Genomic DNA, 24,871 nt, shown 5'->3' with positions numbered 1-24,871 from the left:
CCTCGGGCTTTGACGAGGGCGAAGGCTGTCCTCCGAAGCTTCCGAGCGTAGGAGGACACGACGTTTGTTCTCGGGCTACGGCTGGCGAGCCATCTGAATTCACAACTTTGTGGGACAAAAGACTGGCACACCGGTCCACAGACGCGTGCTCACCATGAAGACATGGTTGCGCGCCACGTCTGTGGGGACCCCAAGATAGTGTTCAGTGCTCGCCCCAGAGCGGGCTGTGCTTCCGCTCAACGGGGATCCGGGAATGCAAAACCTGTAACCTTCTTCGGTAACCTCAATTACGTTCACCACTAATCTCACTTTTTACTGTAGGCAATGCCTGCAACTCTCGAATCTCAATTATCAAACAACATGGCAAAAAATAGACGACAACGACCAACACCAACCCGCCGCTTCGTGCGGCCAGAACCCTCGCTCAACCTCCCGCCCAAGGACTGCCTGCGGATTATTCCCATTGGCGGCAACGAAGAAGTGGGACGCAACTGCACCATCTTCGAATACGGAAATGACATCATTATCTTGGACATGGGCGTGCAGTTCCCGGAGGAGGACATGCCCGGGGTGGATTACATCATTCCCAACCTCTCCTACCTGAAAGGTAAAGAGCGCCGCATCCGCGGGGTGATTTTCAGCCACGGCCACCTGGACCACATTGGCGCCTCCGCCATTCTGCTGGAGCAGCTGGGCTACCCGCAAATTGCTGGCCGCCCGCTCACCTTGGCGATGATCAAGCACCGCGTGGAGGACTACCAGAAAGGCGCAGCAAAGAATTTGCGCACCATTGTCATTAAGAAAGTGACAGACCGGCTGCGGCTGGGCGCTTTCCAGATTAGCTTCTTCCCCGTCGACCACTCCATCATGGACGCAGTGGGCGTGGTGATCCAAACCCCACACGGCTCCGTCATCCACCCAGGTGACTGGACGTACGAGAAAGACCCAGTGGGTCGGCAGAGCATTGAGTACACCCAACTCCGCAACGTACCCAAGCCGTCCATTCTCATGTTGGAATCCTTGGGTTCCATGAGCACCAAAGAGCGCGTGCCAGAACGGGTGATGTACGCCAATTTGGAAAAACTCGTACGCGAGGCACCAGGCCGGTTGATCATTGGCACCTTCTCCAGCCAGCTGGAGCGCATCAAGCACCTCCTGGAGTTTGCCCAAAAACTGGGCAAGAAAGTTGCCTTGGATGGATTCAGTATGAAAACCAATGTGGAAATCGCCAAGCAGCTTGGGTACATCCAGATGCGGAAAGAATTGCTGATTCCCATTGACCGCATTCATGACTACCCCGACCGTCGCGTCATCATTCTCTGCACCGGCGCGCAAGGCGAGAGTAATGCTGCCCTGTCCCGGATTGTGAATGGCGACCACCGCACGGTGAAAATCCGAAAGACGGATACCATTGTCTTCTCTTCCTCGGTCATCCCGGGGAACGAGCGGACGATCCAGCGCTTGAAGGACAACCTCTACCGACTCACGGATAATGTCATTCATAGCGACATCATGGACGTGCACACGTCTGGCCACAGCACCGCCACGGATATGATGGCCGTGCTGAAGCAAATCCGGCCCACCTTCTTCTTACCCGTCTACGCCAACCACTACTTCCTGAAAGAAGCACAGAAGCTGGCACTTCGAGAAGGTTTTCCAAAAGACAAAAGTTTTGTGCTGGACAACGGCAACGTCTTGGAGTTCACCCACGGCAAGCCCAAACTCTACCCCCAGAAAGTGCGGACCGACTACGTATTTGTGGATGGACTGGGTGTCGGTGACGTATCCAACGTTGTGCTCAGTGACCGCCAAACCCTGGCCAGTGACGGCATGGTGGTGGTCATTGCCAAAGTGGAACGAACAACTGGGAAGCTGGTCAACGACCTGCACATCATCACCCATGGGTTTGTGTACGCCAAGACCAACACCCGCCTCCTGGAAGAGATAAAGAAGAAAGTTCACGCGCTGCTGAAAGACGTTGACAAACGCACGGGGGTGAACGAAGGCTACCTGAGTACCCGCCTCCGCGATGGCCTGGGCACCTTCCTCTTCCAGAAGACCGAACGCCGGCCCATGATTATCCCAGTGATTCTGGACGTGTAGGGTAAACAACAGACAACGCACGACGAACAACTGACAACGCAGAAGGTTGAGGTTTCGGATAGTCTTGATCCTTCATTTGCCTACTCAGGTAGGAGTTTGGTATAGTATAATCACTTTTCAGTCCTCAAGGTCGTTTGCTTGTCGGCTACTCCATGAGTGACTTCGCCCAAATTTCTTCACTTTTTTTCCGATCGTTTGTCGGCGGTCGGTTTTTCGTTTCTCCTTAACTCTTCCTTCTGTATGAAGAAGTCAACGTTTCGGATAGTCCGTGCCAGCGTAGGTATGCTGACAGTGCTCATCACCCTCGCTGGTCCGCTGGGGGGAAATGTCTTCAACACCTTTTCCGCCCGAGCCGAAGAACGACCAAAGAACATTACCGGAACGGTGGTGTACAAAGGAACCACCACCCCAGTTGCCGGTGCACTACTGCACTTCTGGCCAAAAACCCAAACGGGTTTTGGGGGTGGCGACGCCACAACCGACGCTTCCGGAAATTTTAGTGTCTTCCTGCCTGCAGGATCATTGTACGGGGCAAACTTTGACACAAACTCCGCTACTGACTGGACGTTCAATGAGCAAATCCCGGATATTGCATTCAGTGCTGATGCAACAACAGAAAGTCGTACACTCAATTTCCAAGTGACCAAAGCAACGGCCACAATCACCGGATCCGTCACGAAGGACGGGGTAGCGATTACGGATGCAAATATCAACGCTTGGTCAACGAGCGGCCCGGGTGGAGGTGGCAATGCCCGCGTGACGGACGGCAGCTACACCATGCGCGTACCAGCGGGATCTTTTAACCTTGGCTTCTGGAGCCCAGATCAAACCTTGTCTGCCCCGCAAACCGCAGTGGTCATTGCTGATGGCCAAACCATCACCGCAAACTTCGTGGTGAAAGCAAAGACCGCGCATCTCACCGGTCGGCTGATTGATGGAAGTGGTACGCCTGTCTCGGGAATTCGTATGAATGCATTCTGCATGACTCCGGGTGCGTCTGGAGCCCAGAATGGCCCACAGCCGGGGGTCAACGGCAATGCCACCTCAGGTGCGGATGGCACCTTTGATCTTGCAATCCTTGCCGGGCGCTGCAATTTGAACGTGGACAATTACCAGCGACCTGAAGATGCTGGTTTACCATCCTACGTCTACAATGGGAAGCCTCTGGAGACGACACTCGATACCGACACCTCCGCATTTGGCTTTGGCGACATTACAATCGTAAAAGCCGATGCCACTATCCTCGTGAGCGTGATGAAGGAAGACGGCACCTTGGCGACCGGCCTGAATGGCTACGTGTACGCACAAAAAGCCGGTGAGGACCAATTTGGCCCTGGCCAGAACTTTGGCGGCCCGCTGATGCAAGATGGGCACGCAACCATTAAAATGCCGTCCTCCGTCTTCTCCTTGGTCAAACTAGGTATTAACCTGCCACCCGAGGCTGAGTACTCCATGGCAGAAGCCACGACCGTCTCCGTGGTTGCAGACAGCACAAGCACCGCAACGCTTCGGGTCGTCAAGAACAACTCCTCCATCTACGGCGCGCTGGTGGACCAGAATGGCATTCCGCTAACGACCTGCACCCCACCGGCTGGTCAGTTCAGCTTCGGCGATATCTTTGTGAATAGCACGGAAAAAGGCGGCCGAGGCGTGCAATTCATGTCGGATTGCAGTTACAAAGTCTCAGTGGTGGCTGGTACCTACCAGTTTAACTACCACTTCAGTGACGGTACGGGCTTGCTGAACACGAACCAAGGCCAAGACAAGGTTGAAGTGCACGCAGGTGAGAATGTGGTGAAGAACATTACCGCTCTGGTTGGTGATGCAAAAATCAACATTTCTGTGGTAGATCCCACCGGCGCCCCTGTGCAGGCATTTGCTGACGCGGGAAACGAAATTGAACTCTTTGGGAAACCCGGAGACCAAGGTGGTTCCAACAACGGCCCGAAGGATCTTGGCGCTGCCCAGTTTAAGGACAAGAATGGGAAAGAAGGTGATGCATTTGAGGTGTGCATGAAAGCCTACCAAAAGAAGGACGCAGCGCAAATTAAGAAGTGTGAGGCAATGAAGCTGCCTGACATTTCCACTGGCCCAGGTGGTTGCAAAAACGTGGGTAGCTGTGTGAAATTTTGCATGGTGCCGACGAACCAAGCGGAGTGTGGAAAATTTAAAGGACCAGACAAAGGCCCAAGTGGCCCGCAGACCGGCCCCGGTGGTTGCAAATCCGAAGCGGAGTGCAAGGCGGTCTGCTCAAAACCGGAAAATGAAAAAATGTGTAGAGATTTCGCTCCGCCAGCTGGTGGGGAAAGCGGTCTCACCGGTGCGTCTTTCTTTAAGGGCAAAGTGAAAGGTGAAAGCACTGATCAAGGAAATCAAGTCATGGGAAGTGGGCCAAAACCAGAGGACTTTAAAAACGTCCTGCACACGAACACCATGACGAATGCGAAAGGCGTTGCGACGCTTTCGACTCTAAGCGGGCACCTGTACGAAGTACGCGTGAATCCCCCGCCGGGTTCGCCCTGGATGCCTGCCCAAGCGCAAACGGTTGATTTCCGCGGGAGTGCGAGAACTGCGAATCTCACCTTCGCCCTCCGCCAAGCAGACGCCAAAATCACCGGGAAGGTTGTGGGGGGTGGCCAGTTTGGTTGGTGCCACGGCTGGGAGGAATCTGGGAACTTCTCCGGTGGGCAAGTCCAAGCTGGGAAGTACGAAATCAACGTTTCCAAGGGTGTGTGGCACATTGGCTGTGATGCTCCGGCTGGCAATGACTTCTTCCGCAGCGAAGAGGTGACCATTGTCGTCGACGGCACGCAAAAAGCCATTACGCAGAACTTCGTCCTGTCAAAGAATGCGAACTTCCGCATCCCCAATCCAGTTTCACAAACCACAGATGCGACCCAAGCATTCTCCATGACCCTGGAAGATGGTACCACCGTGGTCGCTGGCGCTTCTGCCTTCGCGACGAGTGGGAATGTCACCATCACGGCAACGCCAACAGCCAATTTGATGAGCCAGGCAGATGCGAAACCCGCCTGGTACGGGTACGACTTCAAAGCGACGAATGCTACAACCGGGGCGGAGATCACGAAGTTCAATTCGAACGTCACGATCACCTTCAAGTACACGGACAAAATGCTGGAGGGTGCGGGCGTTGATGAAAGCGCCTTACTCCCCCGCTACTTTGACGACACCACGAATACGTGGAAAACCCCATCAAATGCCACGCAAGATGCTACGAATAACACGTTGACCGTCACCAGTGACCACTTCTCCAAGTGGAGCCCAACCTCCAACGGGAAAGCGAAAGCCAACACTGCGGTGAGCGTGGGCACCGGGAAGAACAAAGGGAAATTCACCATTGGGACAGGCAAGAAAGCAAAGACCATTACCGCCTTTGCTGGGACTGCGCTGAATGTTGCAACCACGAACTTTGGTGGGAAAACAGGTCAGCTCATCTTCGTCTCCCCAAGTGAGAATCTGAAGAAAGGCACGAGCAGCGTGAAAGTATTCACCCTCAGTGGAAAGTTGTACAAAACGCTAGCCCCGTTTAAGAACAATGGCGCCATTAATCTACTGTTGGCGGATATCACCAAAGACGGCAAGAGTGATATTGTGACCAGTCAGTCAACAGGGAAGAACAAAGTGCTCGTCTTTGATGCAATGAAAAAATTTGCATCATACGCCGTAGACACTGGCGCAAAATCGAACAGTACGGTTCGGGTCACCACGCTGGAAGCGCAGCAGGCGGGTGTTGCCAGCCTCACCGTCCTGGTACAGAACCGAGGGAAGAACAGCCTAAAGGTCTACGGCTTTAGCAAGGGAAAATTTACCCCCACCAGTCTCAATGAGAGCAGCGCACGCATTAGCATTGCTGGCACCGCAGTGCGTCTCAAGGTTCTCAAACCAGCCTCTCTGAAAGTCACTGGGAAACTTGCAACGACAAACGCGAAGGCTGTACTGACAATCACGGGTAAAAACTTTGACCGGAACGTGGTCGTGAGTATTGGCGGCGTGCCAACGGCTGTTAAATTCAAAAATAGCGGACAAATCACCGCTACGCTCAATGGAACGCTGCTTACCAAAAACAAGGCCTACACCATGAAAGTGGTGAACCCAGATGGTTGTTCCGGCACTGTGAGTGTGAAAACGCAGTAAGCGAAGATCTACATAACTCGCTCCCCCGCCCCACACCTGAGGCGGGGGTTTTGGATTATCCCTTTACTGTCATTCTAAGTCCCACAGTAGTGGGACTTAGAATCTCCGTGGGAGGTTACACTCTTCGGAGATCCTCCCGCCCGTTCGTCACCAACAAACCACCGCGGCTTAGAAAAGCCGCTCTGGGTTTTATGAATAAGTCTCTACGTCCCTACCCCGATAATGCCGTTGGGGGAGGCGGAAAATATACTTATTGCCATCATTCATTGGACAAAAAAACCCTGCATCCATCATTCGTTTGTAACGAAATCAAGATGCAGGATTTTGAGATTCAGCCCAAAGAACTTCTTTTGTACACACCCGCGGGATGATCGGCATCCCAGTCGTCGGCGTCAATGAAAGCAAAGCTCCAAAACCAGGAACCGTAGTCGTGCCGACCCAGATAGAGAACGTAACGTCTGCCCATAGACTTCAGAATGGTTCCCCAGAATGACAACCAGGTTATACCCTTTGTCTCATAGAGCGTATTCAGCATCTTATGACCGTTTTCCTGCCAGAGGGCAAGAAAGTCTTCGGCATCAAGCTGTACATCATCAGGGTTAGCCTTGATACGATTGGGGAGCTCTCCTCCATTGATACTGGTCTCGCCTTCGTGTAAATAGACCTTACTGACAATGTCGCTAGCACGCAAACTGTCACCGCCACGCTTTCCGATCCGGTCGACGATACGCCAGTTATTCCCGAGGAACTGTACGGGGTCAAAGGGTCGGCGACTAAGCACATCTAGTTCAATACGCATATTCGCGACGTGCATACGCGCTTCGACACGTCGGCCCACTAGAGCAACGAACTCGTCAACCAACGCAGTACCTTCGCTCTCATGGACGTACTTCGCGATCCCACTCTTCAGACCGGCGACAAACCGTTCATAGAGCCGGTCAATCTGTTCGCTAGTTATCGGTGTATCTGTGGATGGGGGCATGTTATCTGACATGGCGACATCCTCCTTCTTGGTTTATGTAAATGCTCAAATACTCACTGTGAGTAGTCATAGCCAGAAAATACCGAGAATGGACTCTATCGCGGAATTCATCCCGCTGTAGAGCGGGACCAGAGGATGACCTTCGGTCACTTTTGGCTATGACTACCTAGGTTTTGCAAGTAATTTTTAAGGTGCTATGAAACAAATTATACTACCACAGGTTGGCAGTTATGTCAATAGGTAGGTATACTACCCTCATGTCCAAACCGCGCATCATTTCTGGCATCCAGCCTACTGGCAAGCTCCACCTGGGAAATTACCTGGGCGCTTTGAAGAACTTCGTTGACCTACAGGACAGCGGCAAGTACGACTGCTTCTTCTTCATTGCTGACCTGCACTCCCTCACGGAGAATTTTGACCCCAAGCAAAAAACCCAAGACATTTTGGAAGTGGCCGCAACCTTCCTGGCACTAGGGCTAAACCCCAAGCTCTCCACCATCTTCCTGCAGTCTGCCATTCCGGCCCATAGCCAGCTGGCTTGGATTTTCAATACCCTCACCCCCATGGGCGAGCTGGAGCGCATGACCCAGTACAAGGACAAGGCTGCTCGGCAGAAAGAAAACGTGAACGTGGGCCTCTTCACCTACCCAGTGCTGCAGGTTGCCGACATTCTGCTGTACAAACCCTTTGGCGTGCCCGTGGGCCAAGACCAGGTGCAGCACGTGGAGCTCACCCGCACCCTCGCACGGAAATTCAATACTCGGTTTGGCGAAACTTTCCCAGAGCCAAAGGTAATTCTGACGCCTACCCCGAAAGTGATGAGCTTGTTGGAGCCAACCAAAAAAATGAGCAAGTCCTTGGGTGACCAGCATGTCATAAACCTGTCAGATGAGCCTGAGACGATCACCAAGAAACTTGCCCGAGCAGTGACAGCCACCAAAGGCGGCGAAGCAAACCCTGGAGTGGAAAATCTCCTGACTATCCTGGACCAATTTGACGCTACTGCTACCAAGCACTTCAAGCGTGAAGAAGCTGCGGGCACCATCCGCTACTCGGATTTGAAGAGCGAACTGGCTGGCGTGCTAGACCGCACTTTTGGGCATTTCCGCGAGGAACGCACAGCCCTCTTGGCTCAACCAAAAAAACTGGTCGCAACCCTGGCAAAAGGCAATGCCCAGGCTGCAAAGGTCGCAGAGCAAACTCTGCAGGAAGTCATGCGGCAGGTTGGATTGCAGCCGTAGGCCAGCTTGACCCCTGGCACAGGTGTGCCAAAATGCCTCCAACACCAAAAGGAGGTTACTTTTCACACTCCAAAAATTGAAGTTTCACAATGTTCGATAGGAGAACGCATGATTATTACCGTTGATGCTATGGGTGGCGACAGCTTCCCTGACGTCCCAATAGATGGCGCGCTGCTTGCCTTACAGGAACTGCCTCAGGACTTCTCTATCAATCTTATTGGCGACAGCGGAGTCATTCAGGAGTACCTCAAGGGTAAAACATATTCGAATCTTCGATTGCATATCTGCGATGCATCCGAGGTTATCGCGATGGACGAAAAACTGGAAAGCGCCAGGCGGAAACGCCGATCGTCCATCATGCTTGGACTCGAGCAGCAAACCCTGGGACAATCCCAGGCTTTCATTAGTGCGGGCAATACTGCGGCGGTCATGGCTTTGGCTGTAGTAACGCTCCGACCATTGCCTGGCATTGAGCGTCCCGCCATTGCAGTCACCATGCCAACTGTGGAGGGGCCCTGTGTCATTCTCGATGTTGGCGCCAGTGTTGATTGCACGCCCCAGCAGCTTGCCGACTTCGGGATGATGGGTAGTATCTACGCCCAGCATATCCTCGGAATTAAAACCCCTCGGATTGCGCTCATCAGCATTGGAGAAGAACCTGCCAAAGGAAACGACGCTACTCGGAAGGCCCACGAACTGCTGCAAGCGATGACGACGCACAATGAGCATCGGTTCATCGGAAATCTTGAAGGGAGTGATATTCTGTGGGGCAAAGCCGATGTCATGGTTACCGATGGATTTACCGGAAACATCTTGCTTAAACTAGCGGAGAGTTTCCTGCCAGCCCTCAATGCGATTGTAAAGAAAATTCTTCGTCGTGGCAGACTCGACCAACAGGGCTTCGCCTTACTCGCCAAAGGAGTCTTCCTGGGACCAACGATCGGAGCCCTCAAACGAACCTTCGACGTTGAGAAGTATGGCGGCGCTCCCCTCTTGGGTATTCAGGGCACCGTCATTATTGCCCACGGCAAATCCACGCCCAAAGCAATTCTCAGTGCTATCGCTGCCGCTCGATCGGCTGTACACGCAAACATCAACCAGCTCATTGCAGACAATGTAAAACGCTCTTGACCCCCAACGCGCACCATCGTAACCCACGAGTGCGCGTTTTTCTATTCGAAAAAAAATCCTGGCCATTGTGACCAGGATACTGTTTTACTTTTCTTGGGTTGGAATGTGCTCTGCCGAACGAAGGTAGAATTGCTCCCATGGACTAGCCGGAAAATCCCACTTCTGCTTGGGAAAATCTTTCCACCACGCTTGGGTCAGGCAGCCGGATCCACAGGCAAGTTCCGCCGCCCGCGCCAGAATCTTATACACCGTCACGCCGTTTGGGTTTCGCAGCAAACTCTCGCTGTCTCGAAGTCGGTGGATAATTCGTGTCTGCACTTCATTACCAAATTTGGAATGAAAATTCTTGGTCATGAGTTCAACCGCGCTGAGGGTAAAATCGGGATGATCTTCGTCATCTGTGTTCAGCGCCAGCCGCTCATTGGGATAGACACTGACCTGATTTTCTTCAGCTGCCAGCCTCAGGACGATCACTGACCCATGTACAAGCTGAGCCACCGCTTTCCCCTCACGTTGCACCGGTTTCTGCCCAAAGGCACGAAAAAGCATTTCTGGAATTTCCGTAAGGTACATTTTCCTCCTCTGCTATAAGTTTTTGTTTTCGAGTTTACCCGTACCTTAGCGCACTATCCCCTGTTGTCAATACGATAATAAACCCGCTACACTCCCTGTATGTCCACCCTCCAACAAACCGACCCCGCGATTGCTGAACTCATCCAGCAGGAACTCGCCCGCCAACGCGAGGGTTTGGAAATGATTCCATCGGAAAACTTCACCAGCCAAGCAGTGATGGAAGCCATGGGCTCAGTCCTGACCAACAAGTACAGCGAGGGCTACCCTGGCCGCAGGTACTATGGCGGCAACCAGGTCATTGACCAAGTAGAGGAACTTGCACGGGAACGTGCGAAGAAACTCTTTGGCGTGGAGCACGTGAATGTCCAACCTTACTCTGGTTCGCCGGCGAACTTGGCCATTTACTTTGCCTTGCTGGAGCCCGGGGACACCATTCTTGGTATGGACCTGGCGCAGGGCGGGCACCTGACGCATGGGTACAAGCTCAATGTTTCTGGAAAATTCTTCCACAGCGCAGGGTACGGCGTCCATCCGGAAACGCATCGCTTGGACTACGATGCCATCCGCGCCAAAGCCGTGGAAGTGAAGCCAAAGCTCATCATGTGCGGCGCCACCGCCTATCCACGGATTATTGACTTTGCTGCGTTTCGCAAAATTGCCGACGAAGTGGGCGCGTACTTGGTCGCGGACATTTCCCACATCAGCGGTTTGGTCGTCGCTGGCGTCCATCCCTCCCCTGTTCCGTATACCGATGTGGTCATGACCACCACGCACAAAACCCTCCGCGGTCCACGCGGAGCAATGATCCTGGTGCCTAAGGTGGCGGATCGCCTCCGGCCTGAGGCAAAGAAAAACCTAGCCCAAAAAATTGACTCAGCCATTATCCCCGGCCTGCAAGGTGGACCACACAATCATCAAACCGCGGCTATTGCCGTAGCCTTACTGGAAGCCAGCCAACCCAGCTTCATGGAGTACGGAAAACAGATTGTAAAAAATGCCCAAGTGCTAGCCGAAGCGCTTACCAGTGCTGGTCTCCGACTGATTACCGGCGGCACGGACAACCACCTGATTCTGGCGGATGTTTCACCGTACAACATTACCGGCAAAGAAGCTGAGCGTTTGCTGGACACGGTTGGCATTACCCTCAACGCCAACCTCATCCCCTACGACACCCGCAAACCGCTGGACCCATCTGGAATTCGCCTGGGCACACCCGCGCTTACCACGCGTGGCTTTACCGAAGCTGACATGAAAATCATTGGCGAGGTCATGGTGAACGTCCTCAAACATCCTGGTGATACAGCAGTCTTAGATGCTGCGCGGGTGCAGGTGAAGAGTTTGACTCAGGCACATCCGCTGTACTAATTTGGTATCTTGGATGAAAAAAACCGTCTCGAGAGAGACGGCTTTCTAATGATCAAAATTCGTTTGACATCCTACGATGAAAGCCCGAAGTCTTTTACCACGCGTTCTAAGGACTTCAAGCAAATGGTACTATCTTGAGCGACTTCATATGCAAGAAGCATAAATCGCCAAAAGAATTGATCTGGCATTCTGATAATATCCCACCGAACGTCTCGCCTTCCTGTAGGCTGGCCATGGAGTTGGTCAATCAGCTGGTCAAATGGCATCCCCCGAAGCACCAACGAGGCAATACGAGCATGCTCGCCTTGTAACTTTCGAGGGCTCATAGAACAATTGCCCCGCAAAATCTCCAGGGCGTCGGCTAAATCATGCAGCTGCTCATCAGTGAGTTCAGGCAGATCCAGAGTTTGCGATCTTCCGTCAAGCTGCTCCATTACTACGGTTTTCACGTTTCCTCCTCTGTAAAGAGACGATTTTCTGCCTCGACCTTACGCCTGAGTTGTGCGCCTGTCAAGGAATGCGTACACTACAATTATGACACGTAAACATACCACCCTGGGCAAGCACCGCATGGTCTTCAAGGGAATCATCTACAACATCAGCCACACAACTGCGACGCTGCCGGATGGCCAGAAGAAAACCTTTGAGTACCTACACCGCGTCCCCACGGCCGTAGTTCTAGCGTTTGATGCCAAACGCCGGCTGGTAATGACTCGGGAATACAAAGAGCTTGCCCGGCGGCACATCTGGCACCTGGTGGTTGGCAAAGTGGACAAGGGCTACACACCCAAGCAAGCTGCGCAACTTGAACTGCAGCAAGAAGCCGGGTTCAAGGCTAAGAAGCTCAAGCTCTTCTACCGCTCCCCGCGGCACAAGCACTGGCCAATAATGGCTTTCATCGCCACTGGTCTTACACCATCCAAACTTCCGGGTGACCCGGGGGAAGACATTCGGCCAGTACCAATGCCCTTAGCCAAAGCCGAGGAACTGGCCATGACTGGTAAGGTAGAAGATCCGGTGCTGGCGTACTTCATCACCCGTGCCGCGTACGTGGTGCGGATGAAGGGGTGGAAGACGTTGCTAGATTAATTAGGTTTAGGTTTTGACGCTAGAATGGTTGTTGGATGGAAGGATATAGGTAAAAAGTATACAAATGCCCTCCTTCAAAACCCTAACTAGCTTCCATACCCCGATCCTTGCCGACTCGCCTACACTCCGCTACAGTAGCCCCAGAATAAACCCTGAACCTTGCAACCAGAAAGGAGTGCCTGTGCAACTCCGCGACGTTCATCCGACCTTAGGCTTCCTTGCCTTGGACATTCCAACCGCGCTGCAGGAGCTCAGTCGGTCATCGCCATTACCCCTAGTGGTTGTGGAAAAAATCTTCGGCGATCTCAGCTGCCGACTGGTTACGCATGACCTGATGCAGGTAGCCAGAACATTTCTGGATACACCCAGCCGTTTAGGTGCGGCAATTGCCTTGGCACCTACCGCCTTTGATTGCTCCAGCCTCACAAAAATCGTGTACGCCCATGCGGGCATTTTTTTGGAACGCTACACGCATTTGCAGATTGAAGCAGGAGTAGCGGTGACCGAACCCCAGGCCGGCGACTTACTGTTCACGTCTGGGCCACGTGCGTGGCGACACAAGGATTTCCCCGAGGGGATTGGCCACGTGGCACTAGCCACCAGCCCAACGAGCTGCATGCATGCCGGGAATGGCTCCAAAAAAGTAACGGAGATTCCTATAGCTAACCTTGTCCACCCGGTGATGGCCATTCGCAGACTCTTGCCCAATGTCCATCAAGTAACCGTTGTGGTACTACCGGACACGCTGCTGAGCTTTTCGACGCCCAGGGAATTCCTGGCCTTCCTTCGCAAGCACCTTGCTTCCCAGAGCCGCTCTGATTAAACTTCAAGCGGCTCTCTTCTTTACCCTATGGCACTCTCCCCTGCTCACTTTCACGCCTACCGACGCAGCCAGAAATTCCTGGAGGCTTTGCCACAGCAGGTTTTTATGCCCCGAAGCGTGGATCCTGCCTTGGGTCTGCAGCGGACCCAGGCACTGCTTGACCTGCTTGGAAATCCGGAGCGAGGGTTCCGGTACGTCCACGTGACCGGGACAGCGGGCAAAGGCACGGTGGTCGCGGGTATTGCCGCAGCCTTGCACGCTGCAGGAGAACGCGTTGGCACATTCACCTCTCCACACGTGACCACCACCCTGGAACGTATAACCGTCGGCGCCAAACTAACATCGGTGCAAGATTTTCTCTGGGCGTTTGCGAAAGTGCAGAAGGCAATTCGTACACTTGCAAAAAAATTCCAGCCTTCACACTTTGAAGCGCTGTTTGCCATGGCTTTACTCATCTTCCAGAAACGCAAAATCCAGTGGGCGGTCATTGAAGTGGCCGCGGGCGGGAAAAATGACCCTACGAATATCATCCGCCCGCCGAAGCTAGCAATCATCACTGCTATTGGCATGGACCATGAACGGATCCTGGGCCGGACGCGAAAAGCTATCACCCGCGCAAAAGCCGGAATCATCAAACCTGGCTGTACGGTAATCACCGGCGTGACTGAACCAAAACTGTTGGGCATCATTCAACAGCAGGCTAGGCAGGCGCGGGCAAAAGTGACCGTGGTGCGTCCTTCGACAAAACTGCAGGTTGGCACTCTCCGGGGCCCAGCAAGCCAACTAGATGCAGCAATCATCCAGGCTGCCTGCCAGTTCTTACAACTCAAGCCTGAGGTGATCCAGACAACCTTGCGCCACCTCCGTCTCCCGGCTCGAGTGGAACGCATGCCTGACCGCTTGCCGGTCATCATTGACGGGAGTCATAACCAGCTGAAAGCCCAGGCTCTGGTAGCCGCCCTCCGCACCCAAGGAATACGAAAGGTCAAATGCATCATTGGCATTACCGCGCACAAAAAACCTCAGCGTATCCTCCGGCCGCTGCTGCCCATAGTGACAGGCTGGTTTTGCACGGCATCTAGTCAGCCCTATCCCCCAGCACTCCAACCGCGAGAATTAGCAAATGCACTCCGAGCATTAGGAACGAAAAAACGAACCTCCATGCACCACACCTCCCTGCAGGCATTTCGTTCAGCCCGCCGTTCAGCCACACCGGCTGATGCCATACTCATCACCGGCTCCTTCTACCTTGCCGGTGAATTGCGCCAAATGTGGTACGCTGAGAGGGAGATTGTGGAACAGCGAAGTTCTTTCCCCAAGAAATAAACTCGGCTAACGTAGGACGGTGTCGCAGCCTGTATCGTAAGTAAGGCTTCGGATCCGGTACTCGGTACGTTACGCGATTGACGATGCCGTATACCGATACCTGCCTGCGCGAAGCCGCTTCGGCGAAGGTGGGTGGGTGGCGACCCCCTCCATCAAAATTCCTCTTCTCTACATACATATCCTTTTCGTAATTCGTATTTTCGTAGTATCTATTCGTAATTCGTAACTCATGCAGAAGATTGACGGTCGTGCATTAGCTAATAGCATACTCAGCAGTGTGAAGACACACTGCGCCGCAAGCAGCACCCGACCTGGCTTAGCAATTGTTTTGGTTGGTGACGACCCAGCTTCCGTCACCTACGTTCGCCTCAAAGAAGAAGCTGCTGCACAGGTTGGCATCCATGCCGAAGTACACCGCTTTCCCGCAACAGTGGATGAAGCAACGGTGGTGCAAAAAATCCAAGCACTCAATGCCAACGCAGCTATCAGTGGCATGATTGTCCAGCTCCCGCTGCCAAACCAGCTGAATGCTGACACGGTGGTTTCCGCCATTGATCCCGCAAAAGACGCAGACGGCTTTCACAAAACCAACCTGGAACGCTACAAGCAGAATGTGCCGGGTGCACTGGCTCCTGGCTTGTGCGAAGGTGTCTTGGCTTTGGCACAAGTTCCCGGCGTACCTCTAGACGGAAAAAAAGCGGTGGTGCTGGCAAATGGCCCCATCTTCGCCGAACCCATGGCCATGCTGCTCACCCGTGCAGGTTTGGACGTGACCTTGCTCTACCCCCCCTTCCGTGACTTTGCCCAAGCAACAAAAGACGCCGACCTCATTGTCATTGCCCTTGGCAAAGCTGGTTTCCTCAAAGCTGAACATACCAAACCAGACGTCATTATTGTTGACGTGGGGTTTAACCGTGTAGACGGGAAAGTGGTGGGCGATGTGGACGCAGCGAGTATGGCAAATCAGCCCGGCTGGCTAACACCCGTACCTGGCGGCGTTGGGCCCGTGACCGTGGCGATGCTGCTGGAGCGAACTCTGCGACTAGCTGAGAATTAAGAGGCTGGGAGCTGAAAGAAAACCGCAAAACTACTACTGAGACTAAAGACACAGTTTTTTGCCTTTGTCTCTTGCTCATTGGTGACTTGGGAGAAGAGTTCCGTGCAAAAAGTTTTTGTCGTGTTTATTTCGTCGCCAACCAGCTGCGTGAAGGCAGCGGTATCTAATGATCTTTGCTGAGGAAGGAGCCGGCTCGTCGCTGTCTCCGAGTTCGTACAGTACGTTTCTCTTTCCGAGCTAGTCCAAGTAGCAAATGGGACATCACCACCCACCATCGCCGTACAGTAGGTGTGGTAGTTCGCAACTGTGAGCTCTGCAGTACTCACAGGAGAATACCCCTTACGTAGCTCACTGCTGTCAGAGTACCCATCGCCATCCGTATCAGTTTTGGCCGGGTCTGTACCCAAGTACAGCTCGTCTTGATCAAAAATGCCATCCTTATCCGTGTCAGCAGTAGTTGGAACAATAGCCTGATTCACATTCCCCGCTGCATTGACGTTCCCTACCGTGTTTACATTTCCGGCAGTATTTACATTCTGATTCACCGCCTGGTTCACATTGCTGTTCCCCTCTGGGAAAACTGACCGGTTCGTGTTGGCATTGCTCAGCACAGCCACGCTGTTCGCGTTATCGTTCAGCTTCGAGTCATCCGTCTTCTTCCCAAAGAATACAAAGGCTGCCGTGCCACCACCAATGATGACGACAAGGCCAACCAGCCCTAAGATTAAACCGAGCTTCGTTTTGGTTTCCACATCCGCCACCTGGGGCATGGTTGCAACCGCCAGTGTGGACTGCATGCGCTCTTCGCCAGGCTTGGGCACTTTCCGTATTGGCTTCAACGGTCCCCAGTCTTTCCCATCCTGCATTGGCTGGACTGGTGCTGGTGGCATTGCAGGTTGCGGTACCCCACCCGTGGGTTGCGCCCAGGGCTGCGGGGGTGGCGTTGGTGGAATTGGATTTGGAGAACCCGAAGGCGATGGGATGTTCTCAAACATATGCCTATAGTATACCTGACTAGGAGAAAGTGCAGAAGCCTGGTAGTATCCACAACATGTCACTCCAAATAGGAATTGTTGGTCTCCCCAACGTCGGAAAATCCAGTTTATTCCGCGCCCTTACGAAGAAGGCTGTGCCCGCGGAAAACTACCCCTTTACCACCATAGATCCCAACGTGGGCGTGGTGGAAGTGCCGGATGAACGCCTGGCGCCCATGGCCAAGGTCAGCGCGTCGGGCAAAATTGTGCCCACGATTATTGAATTCGTAGACATTGCTGGTTTAGTGAAAGACGCGCACAAGGGTGAAGGCTTGGGCAACAAGTTTTTGGCGAACATTCGAGAGGTGGCGGCCATTGCCCACGTGGTTCGGTCTTTTACCGATCCCGACGTCATCCATGTGGATAACCGGGTCAATCCGATTGAAGATGTGGCTACCATTGACACTGAGCTTGCTCTGGCGGATTTGGAGGCAGTGAAGAAACGGGTGGAGACAGCACGGGGGAAAGTGAAGTCGGGAGATAAACTCAGCGTGGCACAGCTCCCCCATTTGGAAAAACTGGAACAGGCGTTGGCGGCTGGCACCCCGGCTCGCACGTTTCGAGAAGATGCTGATTTGGGACCGCTTATCAAGGAGTTACAGCTCTTGTCTGGCAAACCTGTACTCTACGTCATCAACGCCGATGAAGCAGAATTAAAAAATGCGGACACTCTTCAGAAACAGTTTGCCGAGGCGAACAAATTCAACGTGGAGGATGTGCTGGTCATCTCAGCAAAAATTGAAGCAGAACTTGCAGAGCTCACAACGGAGGAAGCTGACGCGTACCTGAAAGACTTAGGCCTCACTGAACCCGGCTTGAACCGGTTGATAAAGAAGGCGTATCACACCCTGGGGCTGCTCACCTTCTTCACCTCTGGAGAAATGGAAACCAAAGCCTGGACTGTCCGCCAAGGTGCGCTGGCACCAGAAGCGGCGGGGGTTATCCACTCCGATTTTGAAAGTGCATTCATCCGTGCGGAGGTAATGGATTGGAAAGATCTGGTGCAGTACGGCGAGTCTGGCTGCCGAGACAAAGGCTTGCTGCGCATTGAAGGCAAAGAGTACGTCATGCGCGATGGCGACGTGGCGCATTTCCGCGTCGGAGTGTAGGAAGAAGCCAGAAAGCCACCCGCCCCGACATCCCGCAGTGGGATCGTCGGGGTAGAGCCATAAAGCTGTAGAGATCTTTGGTGCTTTTTGTCATCCTGAGTCTTCGAAGGATCTCTGAAGACTGTAACCAACCACGGAGATTCTTCGCCCCACTGCAGTGAGGCTCAGAATGACAAAGAAGGAGAGCAGAACCACCCCTAACCTGGGGGTGCTGCACTCGCTCGCACCCGCCGCAGACGGCTCCTTGGAAAGGAGGGGAAAATTAGCATCTCTGCTAACCTTCCAACTCTACCTGCCCTCCATACTCCTATCGACATCCAAAACCTTGACCCAGTTCTTCCCTGGGTGTAGGTTTTTTCGTTATACTGAAGACGAAACGGTTCGTTACCCAAAACGACACCATGGTACGCAACCTCAAAACCCCAGGTGCTGGGTGTGAAGCATCAGGAGGCTATAGTGATTCGAAAGCATTCTTTTGAGCCGATTGCATCCGTACAGGTCATTACGGTAAAGGAGGTGATCCCATCTACGAGAGGCTAATCCCCTCTCACTGATGACCTTGTCACGGGCAACCATATATAAGCGCTGATTGAAAGGTCGGCGCTTTTTTTATCCACAAAGCGCCTTTCTTGACGAGTGGAAATTGTGCTGATAGGGTAAGAAACTACAAACGTACATGAACAAACGCAATAAAAAGGAGTTTCCATGCGTGCTATTGTTGACGAAACCTTTAAACACCAATTCCCAACACACTTTAAGGAACTTCTGGGCAAAACTTTCCACTGTCCGGTATCTGGGTACACGTACAAAATTACGGAAACCGACCAAAAAGATGTTCACACTTCGGCTTTCTGTGTGGGATTGTCCATTGTCGAATGTTTGACAATCCAATGCCCGGGCTGCAAACAGCAGCACTACTTTCTACCGCAACCAGGTTTCCACTGTTGCGAAAATACTGATCATGGCGTGACCGACCTACAACGTGCAGTTGGCCAACATCGATTCATGCCGTTTCATGAATTCGCAAAAAAACTTCCTGGGATAGTCCAGTACCTTGCACAAGCCGGGATCGATCGAATGCTCGTAATGGAGCTAACCTCAAGTGACTACTCAGTCCCTCCGAACGAGAAGCAGGGAGCAAAGCACATTTTCAATCCAAGTTGGCTGAAGGATTTCCGTAGTTTTGAGATCTACACCGTTTGTAAAATCCTCAATCTCACTACCGAAATTCAGCTCCTCACGCCCTGCGTGCCAAACGCAAACAGAAAAAGCCATGAGTCGGGGACATATTTCATTACTGCTCGGTGGTAACTCTACGATTCCTAGCGCTGATTGAAAGGTCAGCGCTTTTTCTTCGCTCACAATTTCCCACTGATCGGGACCAGCATCCGCTGCAGTACCGGTTTTGCCTCACTAGCCGACATGAACCGCGGCTGGCTGGTGCGTTCGATTTTCACTGGCAACACCTCTAGCGTCACCTGACGCCGGTCAGACACCGTTACCCGCGCCACCGCACCTTCCTGGGTATTCTTCGACCACGTTTGATCAAAAACCAGATTCCCCAAGGAGTACAGAATGTGCTTGCCTTTGTACTTTTCCACGGGCTGCACCCAGTGCGGGTGATGGCCAATGACCAGATCGGCGCCTGCATCCACAGCGGCATGGGCAAAAGTCTTCTGCAGCGAGTTTGGTACCACGGTGTACTCATTCCCCGCATGCAATGACACCACCACAAACCTGCCTGTGGCACGCACCTTCTTCACCTCTGCTTGCATTAACCAGATATCCACATTAGCAATGGTTGTTTTCTGGATATTCGTCGTCAGCACTCGTTCGCCATACGTGTACGCCAAGACCGCAACCGGAACTGCGCCAGCCTGGAAGAAGCGGGGCGCGTAGGCGACTTTTGACGTACTGCCGGCGCCAGCAACGAGGATCCGGTTTTTCTGCAGCAGATCAACCGTGGCTTGAATGCCTGCGCTCCCCTGGTTCCGGCTGTGGTTATTCGCAAAGGAAACCACGTCAATACCCGCGCCCGTGAGCGCGGTGACGTGCTTTGGGTCAGCGCGGAAAATCATTTCCTGGCTGGAAGCTGAGCCCGCGAGGAACGGCGACTCCAAATTGACAAATGCCAAATCAGCTTGCCGAAAAACTTTGGCAAGATTCGCCGTTACCCAGGCGCCATTTCCACCACCGCGACGGTTGATTTGATCGCGGACTGATCGACCCAGCATTACGTCACCACTAAAAACCAAAGTTGCGCTGGCGTGGGCAAAACCCGGAAAGGTGAGGCCGAAGATGACAAGCACCCCGAACCATTTGCTACGCATGTTTTTCCAGTAAGGCAATTTCCCGGCCCACTACTTGGTCAGGTCGAGAGTACAGCACAGTGCCGCGCGGCGTGGAGCGGAACCAGGGTTGCTCCAGCATCCAGGTTGGCGGCTGTATGACCTGGAAACCAGCGTTCTTTGCTGCGTCTTGCACTTGCAAAAAGTACCCCTGCTTTTCCACCTGAAAGAAAGGCCAGACCATGGCTAAACGACCACCCGGTTGTAATACGTCGGCCATGGCCTGCAGCCACTGCTCGTACTGCCGGCTGAGTGCGGAGATGAGTGGCAGGAGAACTCTGCCGCGCGGCACACCTCGTTGGGGTGGACCCAAGTACGGCTCAGTTGCAATGGTCTCAATGGAGTTTGGTTTCACATGCTTGGCAATTTCTGCAGCATCAGCCCGGAAGACGCGGATGTCTTTCGTGACCTGGCTGTGCTCTTGCAACCAGGCAATGTTCACCGTGGAATCTTGCACAGCTTTGTCACTCATGTCCGAACCAACGATGTGCTCCACCCCCAAGAGTGCAGCTTCTTGCAGAATCGTGCCAGAACCGCAAAACGGATCCAGCAACGTTGCCTGTGGCCGGGGCGCAGTGAGGTTCACCATAATCTGCGCCAGCTTGGGCGGCAGCATGCCGGACGTTGCATCCCGCCGCGGCCGGCCCACGTCTCGGTTGCCATACCCGCTAATATCTTGCACGGCCACGGTCTTCCCCCAGACCAAACCATCTGGGGTGGTGAGGATGAGAATTTCAAATCCCCGTTCCAAGATTTTTCCCTGGATCAGTGCTGCTGCTGGCAAGACTGGTTCTTTGGCAATGACCAACCGCGCAGACCGACCCCGTTCCACCAGCTCTCGCTTCAAACCCTGCGCCAGGTTCTTCGCTTCTTTTCGAACCTGTGGCAACGTCGCGCCGCCAGCACCGTACACACTCACCCCAAAGTGGACCCGGGCCGTACTCCCAGCCGGGACCAACTGCGGCCATGCCTGCACCAGGGTGGCGTGGAGACTCACCAAGTCAGGCGCTATGCCCAAGACCTCCCCAACCTTCACCAGCCCCCCACAGCGCTGCTGGAGCTGCACCAAGCTATGTCCAGGCATAGGCGGCAGGACAGCCACTTCCTTGTGCAATGTGCCAAAATCCTGCCCGGTAACGCGGTACAGTTCCCAGGCCGAAAGTGAGGGTTCGCGGCCAAAACAGGCAATCCAATCTCCAGTGTGCATAGGTGCAGTGTAGCGGTTGCGGGTCTAGGGCGTAAAGCAAAAGCCGCCTACCTGGGGCTATTTGATGGATTCCGGTGCTTTGCCAGTCCCATTCCCTTGACTCCCTTCCCCCCACGTGGTACGGTGGGTACACATTTTTTGGCATTTTTTCCATGGCTACAAAACACTACGACCTACTCGCCATCGTTGGCTCCCAAGTTGCCCCTGAAGCAGCTGATGGCGTCTTGGGAACAATTCGCGACCTGGTGACCGCAGCTGGAGGCGAGGTTCTGAACAGCCACGTCATTGGCAAGCGCAAGCTCGCCTACCCCATTGGCAAGCACAAAACCGGCACCTACGTGGACCTGGACTTCAACCTGGAACCCGCAGCCTTCAATGGCTTCACGGGAAAATTGAAGTTGGTGGACGAAGTCATTCGGTTCTTGCCCATCCAAACCAAGCTGAAGACTGCCAAAGAACTGGAAGAAGAAGCCCGGATCCAAGAGAAAATCCAAGCCCGCAAAGCCCGCGAAGACGCGCAAGCTCGGCAAACCCGGGAAGCTGCAGACCGCCTGGCAGAAACTGCCACCCCCAAGCGGACGGCTGTGGATGCTGCCCCCCTCTCCCTGGATGAGTTGGACAAGAAGATTGACGAGATCCTGGACGAGGACGCCGTCAAGTAATTTTCCATTCCCACACTCCATCTTACCCGTACGAACATATGATGAACCTCAACAAGGTCATGATCATTGGGAACATCACCCGCGACCCCGACGTGCGCACCACCGGCGGCGGCCAGCAGGTTGCCCTCTTCAGCGTTGCCACCAACCGCACCTGGACCGACACGGCCGGGCAGAAGAAAGAGCAAGTGGAATTCCACAGCGTGGTTGCCTGGCGCAAGCTGGCGGAAATTATTGGCCAGTACGTCAAGAAGGGTTCCAAAGTCTTTGTGGAAGGCCGGTTGCAGACCCGCTCCTGGGATGACCCCTCTGGCCAGAAGAAGTATCGTACGGAAATTGTGGCCGAAAACCTCATCATGCTAGATCGCCCTGGCCAACGCGCTGCTGCACCAACAGCTGACGCCCCAGCCCCCACGGACACCCCGGCTCCTGCAGACGCAGAACCCGAAGTGAACGTCGAAGATATTCCATTCTAGTCCTCCCCTGCTCCCTGTATGCGCCAACAACGTCAAAAACAAGCCACGCTCCCCCCGCCACCCAAGCAGTGCCACTTCTGCGTCTTGGGCAATACCTCCTTGGATTACAAAGATCCCCGTGGCTACCAGAAGTTCATCTCCTCCTACAGCAAGATTCTCCCCCGCCGCCGCACGGGTCTGTGCATGCGCCACCAACGGATGACGGCAGAAGCAATCAAGCGCGCACGCTTCATGGCGCTCGTGCCGTATACGCCGCGGTAAGAGGTTGAGGGTTTGGGTGTGGCGGCGAGTATGGTTATAAGGTGATGATGGAAGGCGCAATTGAGATCCAGGCTTGGTTTATCTGGTTCTCTCTTCTTCGTTCCTCATCCTCCCCCCCCCCATTCGTAATTCGTATATTCGTATCTTTATTTCGTAATTCGTAACCTATGTCCGTCCTCACCATGAATGACCTCCGCATTGGGGTCGCCATCACCATCGACAACGAGCCCTACGTGGTACTGTGGTCTGACTTCATGCGCACAGCGCAACGCAAACCGGTGATGCGGACGAAGCTGAAGAACCTTATTTCCGGCCGGGTGCTGGAGCAAACCTTCAAACCTGGGGACAAAATCCCGGAGGCAGATTTATCCCGCACCAAAGCCAGCTACCTGTACGCCCAGGACACGGAGCACTACTTTATGGACCAGGAGACCTACGACCAGTTCTTCCTGACCACCGAGCAACTGGGTGACCAGGTGAAGTACCTAAAAGAGGGTTTGGTGGTGGACGTGCTGCAGTTTGAGAGCAAGCCCGTCACCATTCAATTACCCAAAAAAATTGAGTACACCGTGACAGACTCACCTGACGCCGTGCGCGGGGACACCGCCACCAACACCGCCAAGACCATCACCTTGGACAACGGCCTGCAAGTCAAAGCTCCCCTCTTCATCAAATCTGGGGAACGAATCATGGTCAGCACCGAGACGGGCGAGTACACGGCACGGGCTGGGGAGTAAACTTCCAACGGACTTTAATCTAAAACCTTCAAACGCACTTTTCCGGCGAAGCCGGATCCGCCTTTGGCGGAAGTGCGGTTAGACATTCCTTTCCTTACGCGACTGAAGTCGCTATGAAGAATGAGCTGGGTAGTCGAGGCTTTCATGCCTCGGCTTTTGGTTTGTAAAAAAGCCCCGCACCAGTGATGATGCGGGGATTTTACGAAAGACCAAGTGTCTAAGTCAAAGCGCCAAAGTAGAACAATATGCCTGCTGATTCGCCTACGCTTTGGCTTCGGCGAGCGGGCTTGCGAGCACAGCCGAAGGAATGCTGGAATACCAATCGTCGATGTCGACCCAGAGACAGCGCCAGACCCAGGAACCGCCGACGTCCCGGTACAGGTACAGGACCTTACGGTTGCCTTCTGGGTCACGCAGAATAATTCCCCAGAAGGAAAGCCATTCGAAACCCTTGGTTTCGTAGAGCCATCGCAAAGTCAACTGATCTTTTTCCTCATAGAGAGCGAGGAAATCCTCGCCATCCAGTTGAATGTCATCCGGAGTGATCTTGATGCATTGCAAGCGTTCTTCGCCGTTGATGTACGATACATCGGATGTGGAATAATCCTTTCGTGTAATCTGCCCGGCGTCCAGGTTGCCATCAGATCGCTTACCGATCCGCTCGTCAATCGTCCAACCTTCCCCGATGAACTGCTCGGGGTCAAAGGTCTTGCGGGCAAGGATGTGCGGCTCGATGGAACGTTGATGGAATTTTATCATTTCCCGAATGATCTCCTCCAACTTATCTTGGTAGACACCACCTTGGGCAATAACTGCCAATTGGAACTCTTCGCTGGTGATACCCATCTTTTTCAATCGAGCCTCGCCTAACTGACGAAACTGATCAAGTTGCTGAGGCGTGATCGATGTTTTGCGCATCGTCATCGCTCCTTTCTGCGTTGCAGCTCATTCTCTGTTCAGGCACCTTGCCAGAATCAGAAACGGGCCGGCTGGGTGGTATGTTTCGCATGCCACAGCTGGAAACCCCCAGAAAAATGCAGGGACTTTCAGCTATGGCAGGAGGTTTTTCAAAGGTCGTGTAGGTCTCTTACCTTAATGTGAAGCAAAAGAAACGTCAATATCATACCCCGCACCCCAAACTTGCACGCACCCAAAAGCCGCGCTATGCTGGGAATCCGACAAGAGGCGGATTCTC

The 24,871-nt window shown here is 53.6% G+C and carries 22 protein-coding genes; 15 read left to right on the top strand and 7 right to left on the bottom strand.

All coding sequences use genetic code 11. From position 1 onward, the window contains the following. Positions 1-360 precede the first annotated feature (360 nt). Together WCV85_00485 and WCV85_00480 are read left to right on the top strand one after the other, a co-directional pair. On the top strand, positions 361-2,103 hold the full coding sequence (locus WCV85_00485) for a ribonuclease J (GenBank protein MFA6473333.1): 1,743 nt from the start codon (positions 361-363) through the stop codon (positions 2,101-2,103). A gap of 240 nt (positions 2,104-2,343) precedes the next feature. After that, on the top strand, positions 2,344-6,258 hold the full coding sequence (locus WCV85_00480) for an IPT/TIG domain-containing protein (GenBank protein ID MFA6473332.1): 3,915 nt from the start codon (positions 2,344-2,346) through the stop codon (positions 6,256-6,258). A 331-nt stretch (positions 6,259-6,589) separates the two neighbouring features. On the opposite strand, the gene WCV85_00475 is transcribed toward WCV85_00480, so the two are convergent. Beyond that, the gene (locus WCV85_00475) at positions 6,590-7,252 is read right to left on the bottom strand and encodes a hypothetical protein (GenBank protein MFA6473331.1); all 663 of its coding nucleotides are present in this window, start codon (positions 7,250-7,252) and stop codon (positions 6,590-6,592) included. Between the two features lie 245 nt (positions 7,253-7,497). On the opposite strand from WCV85_00475, the gene trpS reads away from it, so the two are divergent. Together trpS and plsX are read left to right on the top strand one after the other, a co-directional pair. Beyond that, on the top strand, positions 7,498-8,481 hold the full coding sequence (trpS, locus tag WCV85_00470) for a tryptophan--tRNA ligase (protein MFA6473330.1): 984 nt from the start codon (positions 7,498-7,500) through the stop codon (positions 8,479-8,481). Positions 8,482-8,589: 108 nt separating this feature from the next. Further along, complete coding sequence (gene plsX / locus WCV85_00465) at positions 8,590-9,612, top strand: phosphate acyltransferase PlsX (GenBank protein ID MFA6473329.1); 1,023 nt, start codon at positions 8,590-8,592, stop codon at positions 9,610-9,612. A gap of 84 nt (positions 9,613-9,696) precedes the next feature. Here the strand turns inward: plsX and WCV85_00460 are convergent, their stop codons facing one another. Continuing rightward, complete coding sequence (locus WCV85_00460) at positions 9,697-10,185, bottom strand: hypothetical protein (GenBank protein MFA6473328.1); 489 nt, start codon at positions 10,183-10,185, stop codon at positions 9,697-9,699. A 99-nt stretch (positions 10,186-10,284) separates the two neighbouring features. Between WCV85_00460 and glyA the strand changes: the two genes are divergently transcribed. After that, positions 10,285-11,550, top strand: a complete 1,266-nt coding sequence (gene glyA, locus WCV85_00455; GenBank protein ID MFA6473327.1) for a serine hydroxymethyltransferase — start codon at positions 10,285-10,287, stop codon at positions 11,548-11,550. Positions 11,551-11,621: 71 nt separating this feature from the next. Here the strand turns inward: glyA and WCV85_00450 are convergent, their stop codons facing one another. Next, on the bottom strand, positions 11,622-11,999 hold the full coding sequence (locus tag WCV85_00450; GenBank protein MFA6473326.1) for a hypothetical protein: 378 nt from the start codon (positions 11,997-11,999) through the stop codon (positions 11,622-11,624). Positions 12,000-12,084: 85 nt separating this feature from the next. Between WCV85_00450 and WCV85_00445 the strand changes: the two genes are divergently transcribed. The 4 genes from WCV85_00445 to WCV85_00430 all read left to right on the top strand — a co-directional run bounded on the left by WCV85_00445 (position 12,085) and on the right by WCV85_00430 (position 15,845). After that, positions 12,085-12,639 carry an NUDIX hydrolase gene (locus tag WCV85_00445; protein ID MFA6473325.1) on the top strand — a complete coding sequence of 185 codons (555 nt, stop codon included), beginning with the start codon at positions 12,085-12,087 and terminating at the stop codon, positions 12,637-12,639. Positions 12,640-12,820: 181 nt separating this feature from the next. Next, positions 12,821-13,462, top strand: coding sequence for an NlpC/P60 family protein (locus tag WCV85_00440; GenBank protein ID MFA6473324.1), 642 nt, complete (start codon positions 12,821-12,823; stop codon positions 13,460-13,462). A gap of 105 nt (positions 13,463-13,567) precedes the next feature. Continuing rightward, entirely contained in the window at positions 13,568-14,788 is a 1,221-nt protein-coding gene (locus tag WCV85_00435) for a Mur ligase family protein (GenBank protein MFA6473323.1), read from the top strand. Positions 14,789-15,017: 229 nt separating this feature from the next. After that, entirely contained in the window at positions 15,018-15,845 is an 828-nt protein-coding gene (locus tag WCV85_00430) for a bifunctional 5,10-methylenetetrahydrofolate dehydrogenase/5,10-methenyltetrahydrofolate cyclohydrolase (protein ID MFA6473322.1), read from the top strand. Here the strand turns inward: WCV85_00430 and WCV85_00425 are convergent. Further along, positions 15,842-16,840, bottom strand: a complete 999-nt coding sequence (locus WCV85_00425; protein MFA6473321.1) for a hypothetical protein — start codon at positions 16,838-16,840, stop codon at positions 15,842-15,844. The genes WCV85_00430 and WCV85_00425 overlap by 4 nt on opposite strands. A gap of 56 nt (positions 16,841-16,896) precedes the next feature. Between WCV85_00425 and ychF the strand changes: the two genes are divergently transcribed. Next, entirely contained in the window at positions 16,897-17,988 is a 1,092-nt protein-coding gene (gene ychF / locus WCV85_00420) for a redox-regulated ATPase YchF (protein ID MFA6473320.1), read from the top strand. A gap of 705 nt (positions 17,989-18,693) precedes the next feature. Continuing rightward, positions 18,694-19,299, top strand: a complete 606-nt coding sequence (locus WCV85_00415) for a hypothetical protein (protein MFA6473319.1) — start codon at positions 18,694-18,696, stop codon at positions 19,297-19,299. Between the two features lie 47 nt (positions 19,300-19,346). Here WCV85_00415 and WCV85_00410 read toward each other — a convergent pair whose 3' ends face one another. Further along, on the bottom strand, positions 19,347-20,318 hold the full coding sequence (locus WCV85_00410) for a CapA family protein (protein MFA6473318.1): 972 nt from the start codon (positions 20,316-20,318) through the stop codon (positions 19,347-19,349). After that, complete coding sequence (locus WCV85_00405) at positions 20,311-21,543, bottom strand: methyltransferase domain-containing protein (GenBank protein MFA6473317.1); 1,233 nt, start codon at positions 21,541-21,543, stop codon at positions 20,311-20,313. Before WCV85_00405 ends, WCV85_00410 begins: the two co-directional genes overlap by 8 nt. Before the next feature lie 152 nt (positions 21,544-21,695). Between WCV85_00405 and rpsF the strand changes: the two genes are divergently transcribed. The 4 genes from rpsF to efp all read left to right on the top strand — a co-directional run bounded on the left by rpsF (position 21,696) and on the right by efp (position 23,676). Continuing rightward, positions 21,696-22,205, top strand: a complete 510-nt coding sequence (gene rpsF, locus WCV85_00400; GenBank protein ID MFA6473316.1) for a 30S ribosomal protein S6 — start codon at positions 21,696-21,698, stop codon at positions 22,203-22,205. 38 nt (positions 22,206-22,243) lie between these two features. Continuing rightward, entirely contained in the window at positions 22,244-22,678 is a 435-nt protein-coding gene (locus WCV85_00395) for a single-stranded DNA-binding protein (GenBank protein ID MFA6473315.1), read from the top strand. Positions 22,679-22,696: 18 nt separating this feature from the next. Beyond that, complete coding sequence (gene rpsR, locus WCV85_00390; protein ID MFA6473314.1) at positions 22,697-22,939, top strand: 30S ribosomal protein S18; 243 nt, start codon at positions 22,697-22,699, stop codon at positions 22,937-22,939. A 167-nt stretch (positions 22,940-23,106) separates the two neighbouring features. Next, entirely contained in the window at positions 23,107-23,676 is a 570-nt protein-coding gene (gene efp, locus WCV85_00385) for an elongation factor P (protein ID MFA6473313.1), read from the top strand. Between the two features lie 261 nt (positions 23,677-23,937). Here efp and WCV85_00380 read toward each other — a convergent pair whose 3' ends face one another. Continuing rightward, a complete protein-coding gene (locus tag WCV85_00380) occupies positions 23,938-24,594 on the bottom strand; it encodes a hypothetical protein (GenBank protein ID MFA6473312.1) in 657 nt (218 codons plus the stop codon). Positions 24,595-24,871: the final 277 nt, after the last annotated feature.

It is taken from the genome of Patescibacteria group bacterium (assembly GCA_041665345.1).
Classification (GTDB): Bacteria; Patescibacteriota; Patescibacteriia; order PEXW01; family PEXW01; genus JBAYJA01.
Note: the sequence above shows the minus strand (reverse complement) of the source record. Positions and strands in the feature narration are given on the sequence as shown.

Bases quoted from the DNA above. Each gene is read 5' to 3' on its own strand.
- WCV85_00485 (MFA6473333.1), top strand. From the start codon at position 361: ATGGCAAAAAATAGACGACAACGACCAACACCAACCCGCCGCTTCGTG.
- WCV85_00480 (MFA6473332.1), top strand. From the start codon at position 2,344: ATGAAGAAGTCAACGTTTCGGATAGTCCGTGCCAGCGTAGGTATGCTG.
- WCV85_00475 (MFA6473331.1), bottom strand. From the start codon at position 7,252: ATGTCAGATAACATGCCCCCATCCACAGATACACCGATAACTAGCGAA.
- trpS (MFA6473330.1), top strand. From the start codon at position 7,498: ATGTCCAAACCGCGCATCATTTCTGGCATCCAGCCTACTGGCAAGCTC.
- plsX (MFA6473329.1), top strand. From the start codon at position 8,590: ATGATTATTACCGTTGATGCTATGGGTGGCGACAGCTTCCCTGACGTC.
- WCV85_00460 (MFA6473328.1), bottom strand. From the start codon at position 10,185: ATGTACCTTACGGAAATTCCAGAAATGCTTTTTCGTGCCTTTGGGCAG.
- glyA (MFA6473327.1), top strand. From the start codon at position 10,285: ATGTCCACCCTCCAACAAACCGACCCCGCGATTGCTGAACTCATCCAG.
- WCV85_00445 (MFA6473325.1), top strand. From the start codon at position 12,085: ATGACACGTAAACATACCACCCTGGGCAAGCACCGCATGGTCTTCAAG.
- WCV85_00435 (MFA6473323.1), top strand. From the start codon at position 13,568: ATGCCCCGAAGCGTGGATCCTGCCTTGGGTCTGCAGCGGACCCAGGCA.
- WCV85_00430 (MFA6473322.1), top strand. From the start codon at position 15,018: ATGCAGAAGATTGACGGTCGTGCATTAGCTAATAGCATACTCAGCAGT.
- WCV85_00425 (MFA6473321.1), bottom strand. From the start codon at position 16,840: ATGTTTGAGAACATCCCATCGCCTTCGGGTTCTCCAAATCCAATTCCA.
- ychF (MFA6473320.1), top strand. From the start codon at position 16,897: ATGTCACTCCAAATAGGAATTGTTGGTCTCCCCAACGTCGGAAAATCC.
- WCV85_00415 (MFA6473319.1), top strand. From the start codon at position 18,694: ATGCGTGCTATTGTTGACGAAACCTTTAAACACCAATTCCCAACACAC.
- WCV85_00410 (MFA6473318.1), bottom strand. From the start codon at position 20,318: ATGCGTAGCAAATGGTTCGGGGTGCTTGTCATCTTCGGCCTCACCTTT.
- WCV85_00405 (MFA6473317.1), bottom strand. From the start codon at position 21,543: ATGCACACTGGAGATTGGATTGCCTGTTTTGGCCGCGAACCCTCACTT.
- rpsF (MFA6473316.1), top strand. From the start codon at position 21,696: ATGGCTACAAAACACTACGACCTACTCGCCATCGTTGGCTCCCAAGTT.
- WCV85_00395 (MFA6473315.1), top strand. From the start codon at position 22,244: ATGATGAACCTCAACAAGGTCATGATCATTGGGAACATCACCCGCGAC.
- rpsR (MFA6473314.1), top strand. From the start codon at position 22,697: ATGCGCCAACAACGTCAAAAACAAGCCACGCTCCCCCCGCCACCCAAG.
- efp (MFA6473313.1), top strand. From the start codon at position 23,107: ATGTCCGTCCTCACCATGAATGACCTCCGCATTGGGGTCGCCATCACC.
- WCV85_00380 (MFA6473312.1), bottom strand. From the start codon at position 24,594: ATGCGCAAAACATCGATCACGCCTCAGCAACTTGATCAGTTTCGTCAG.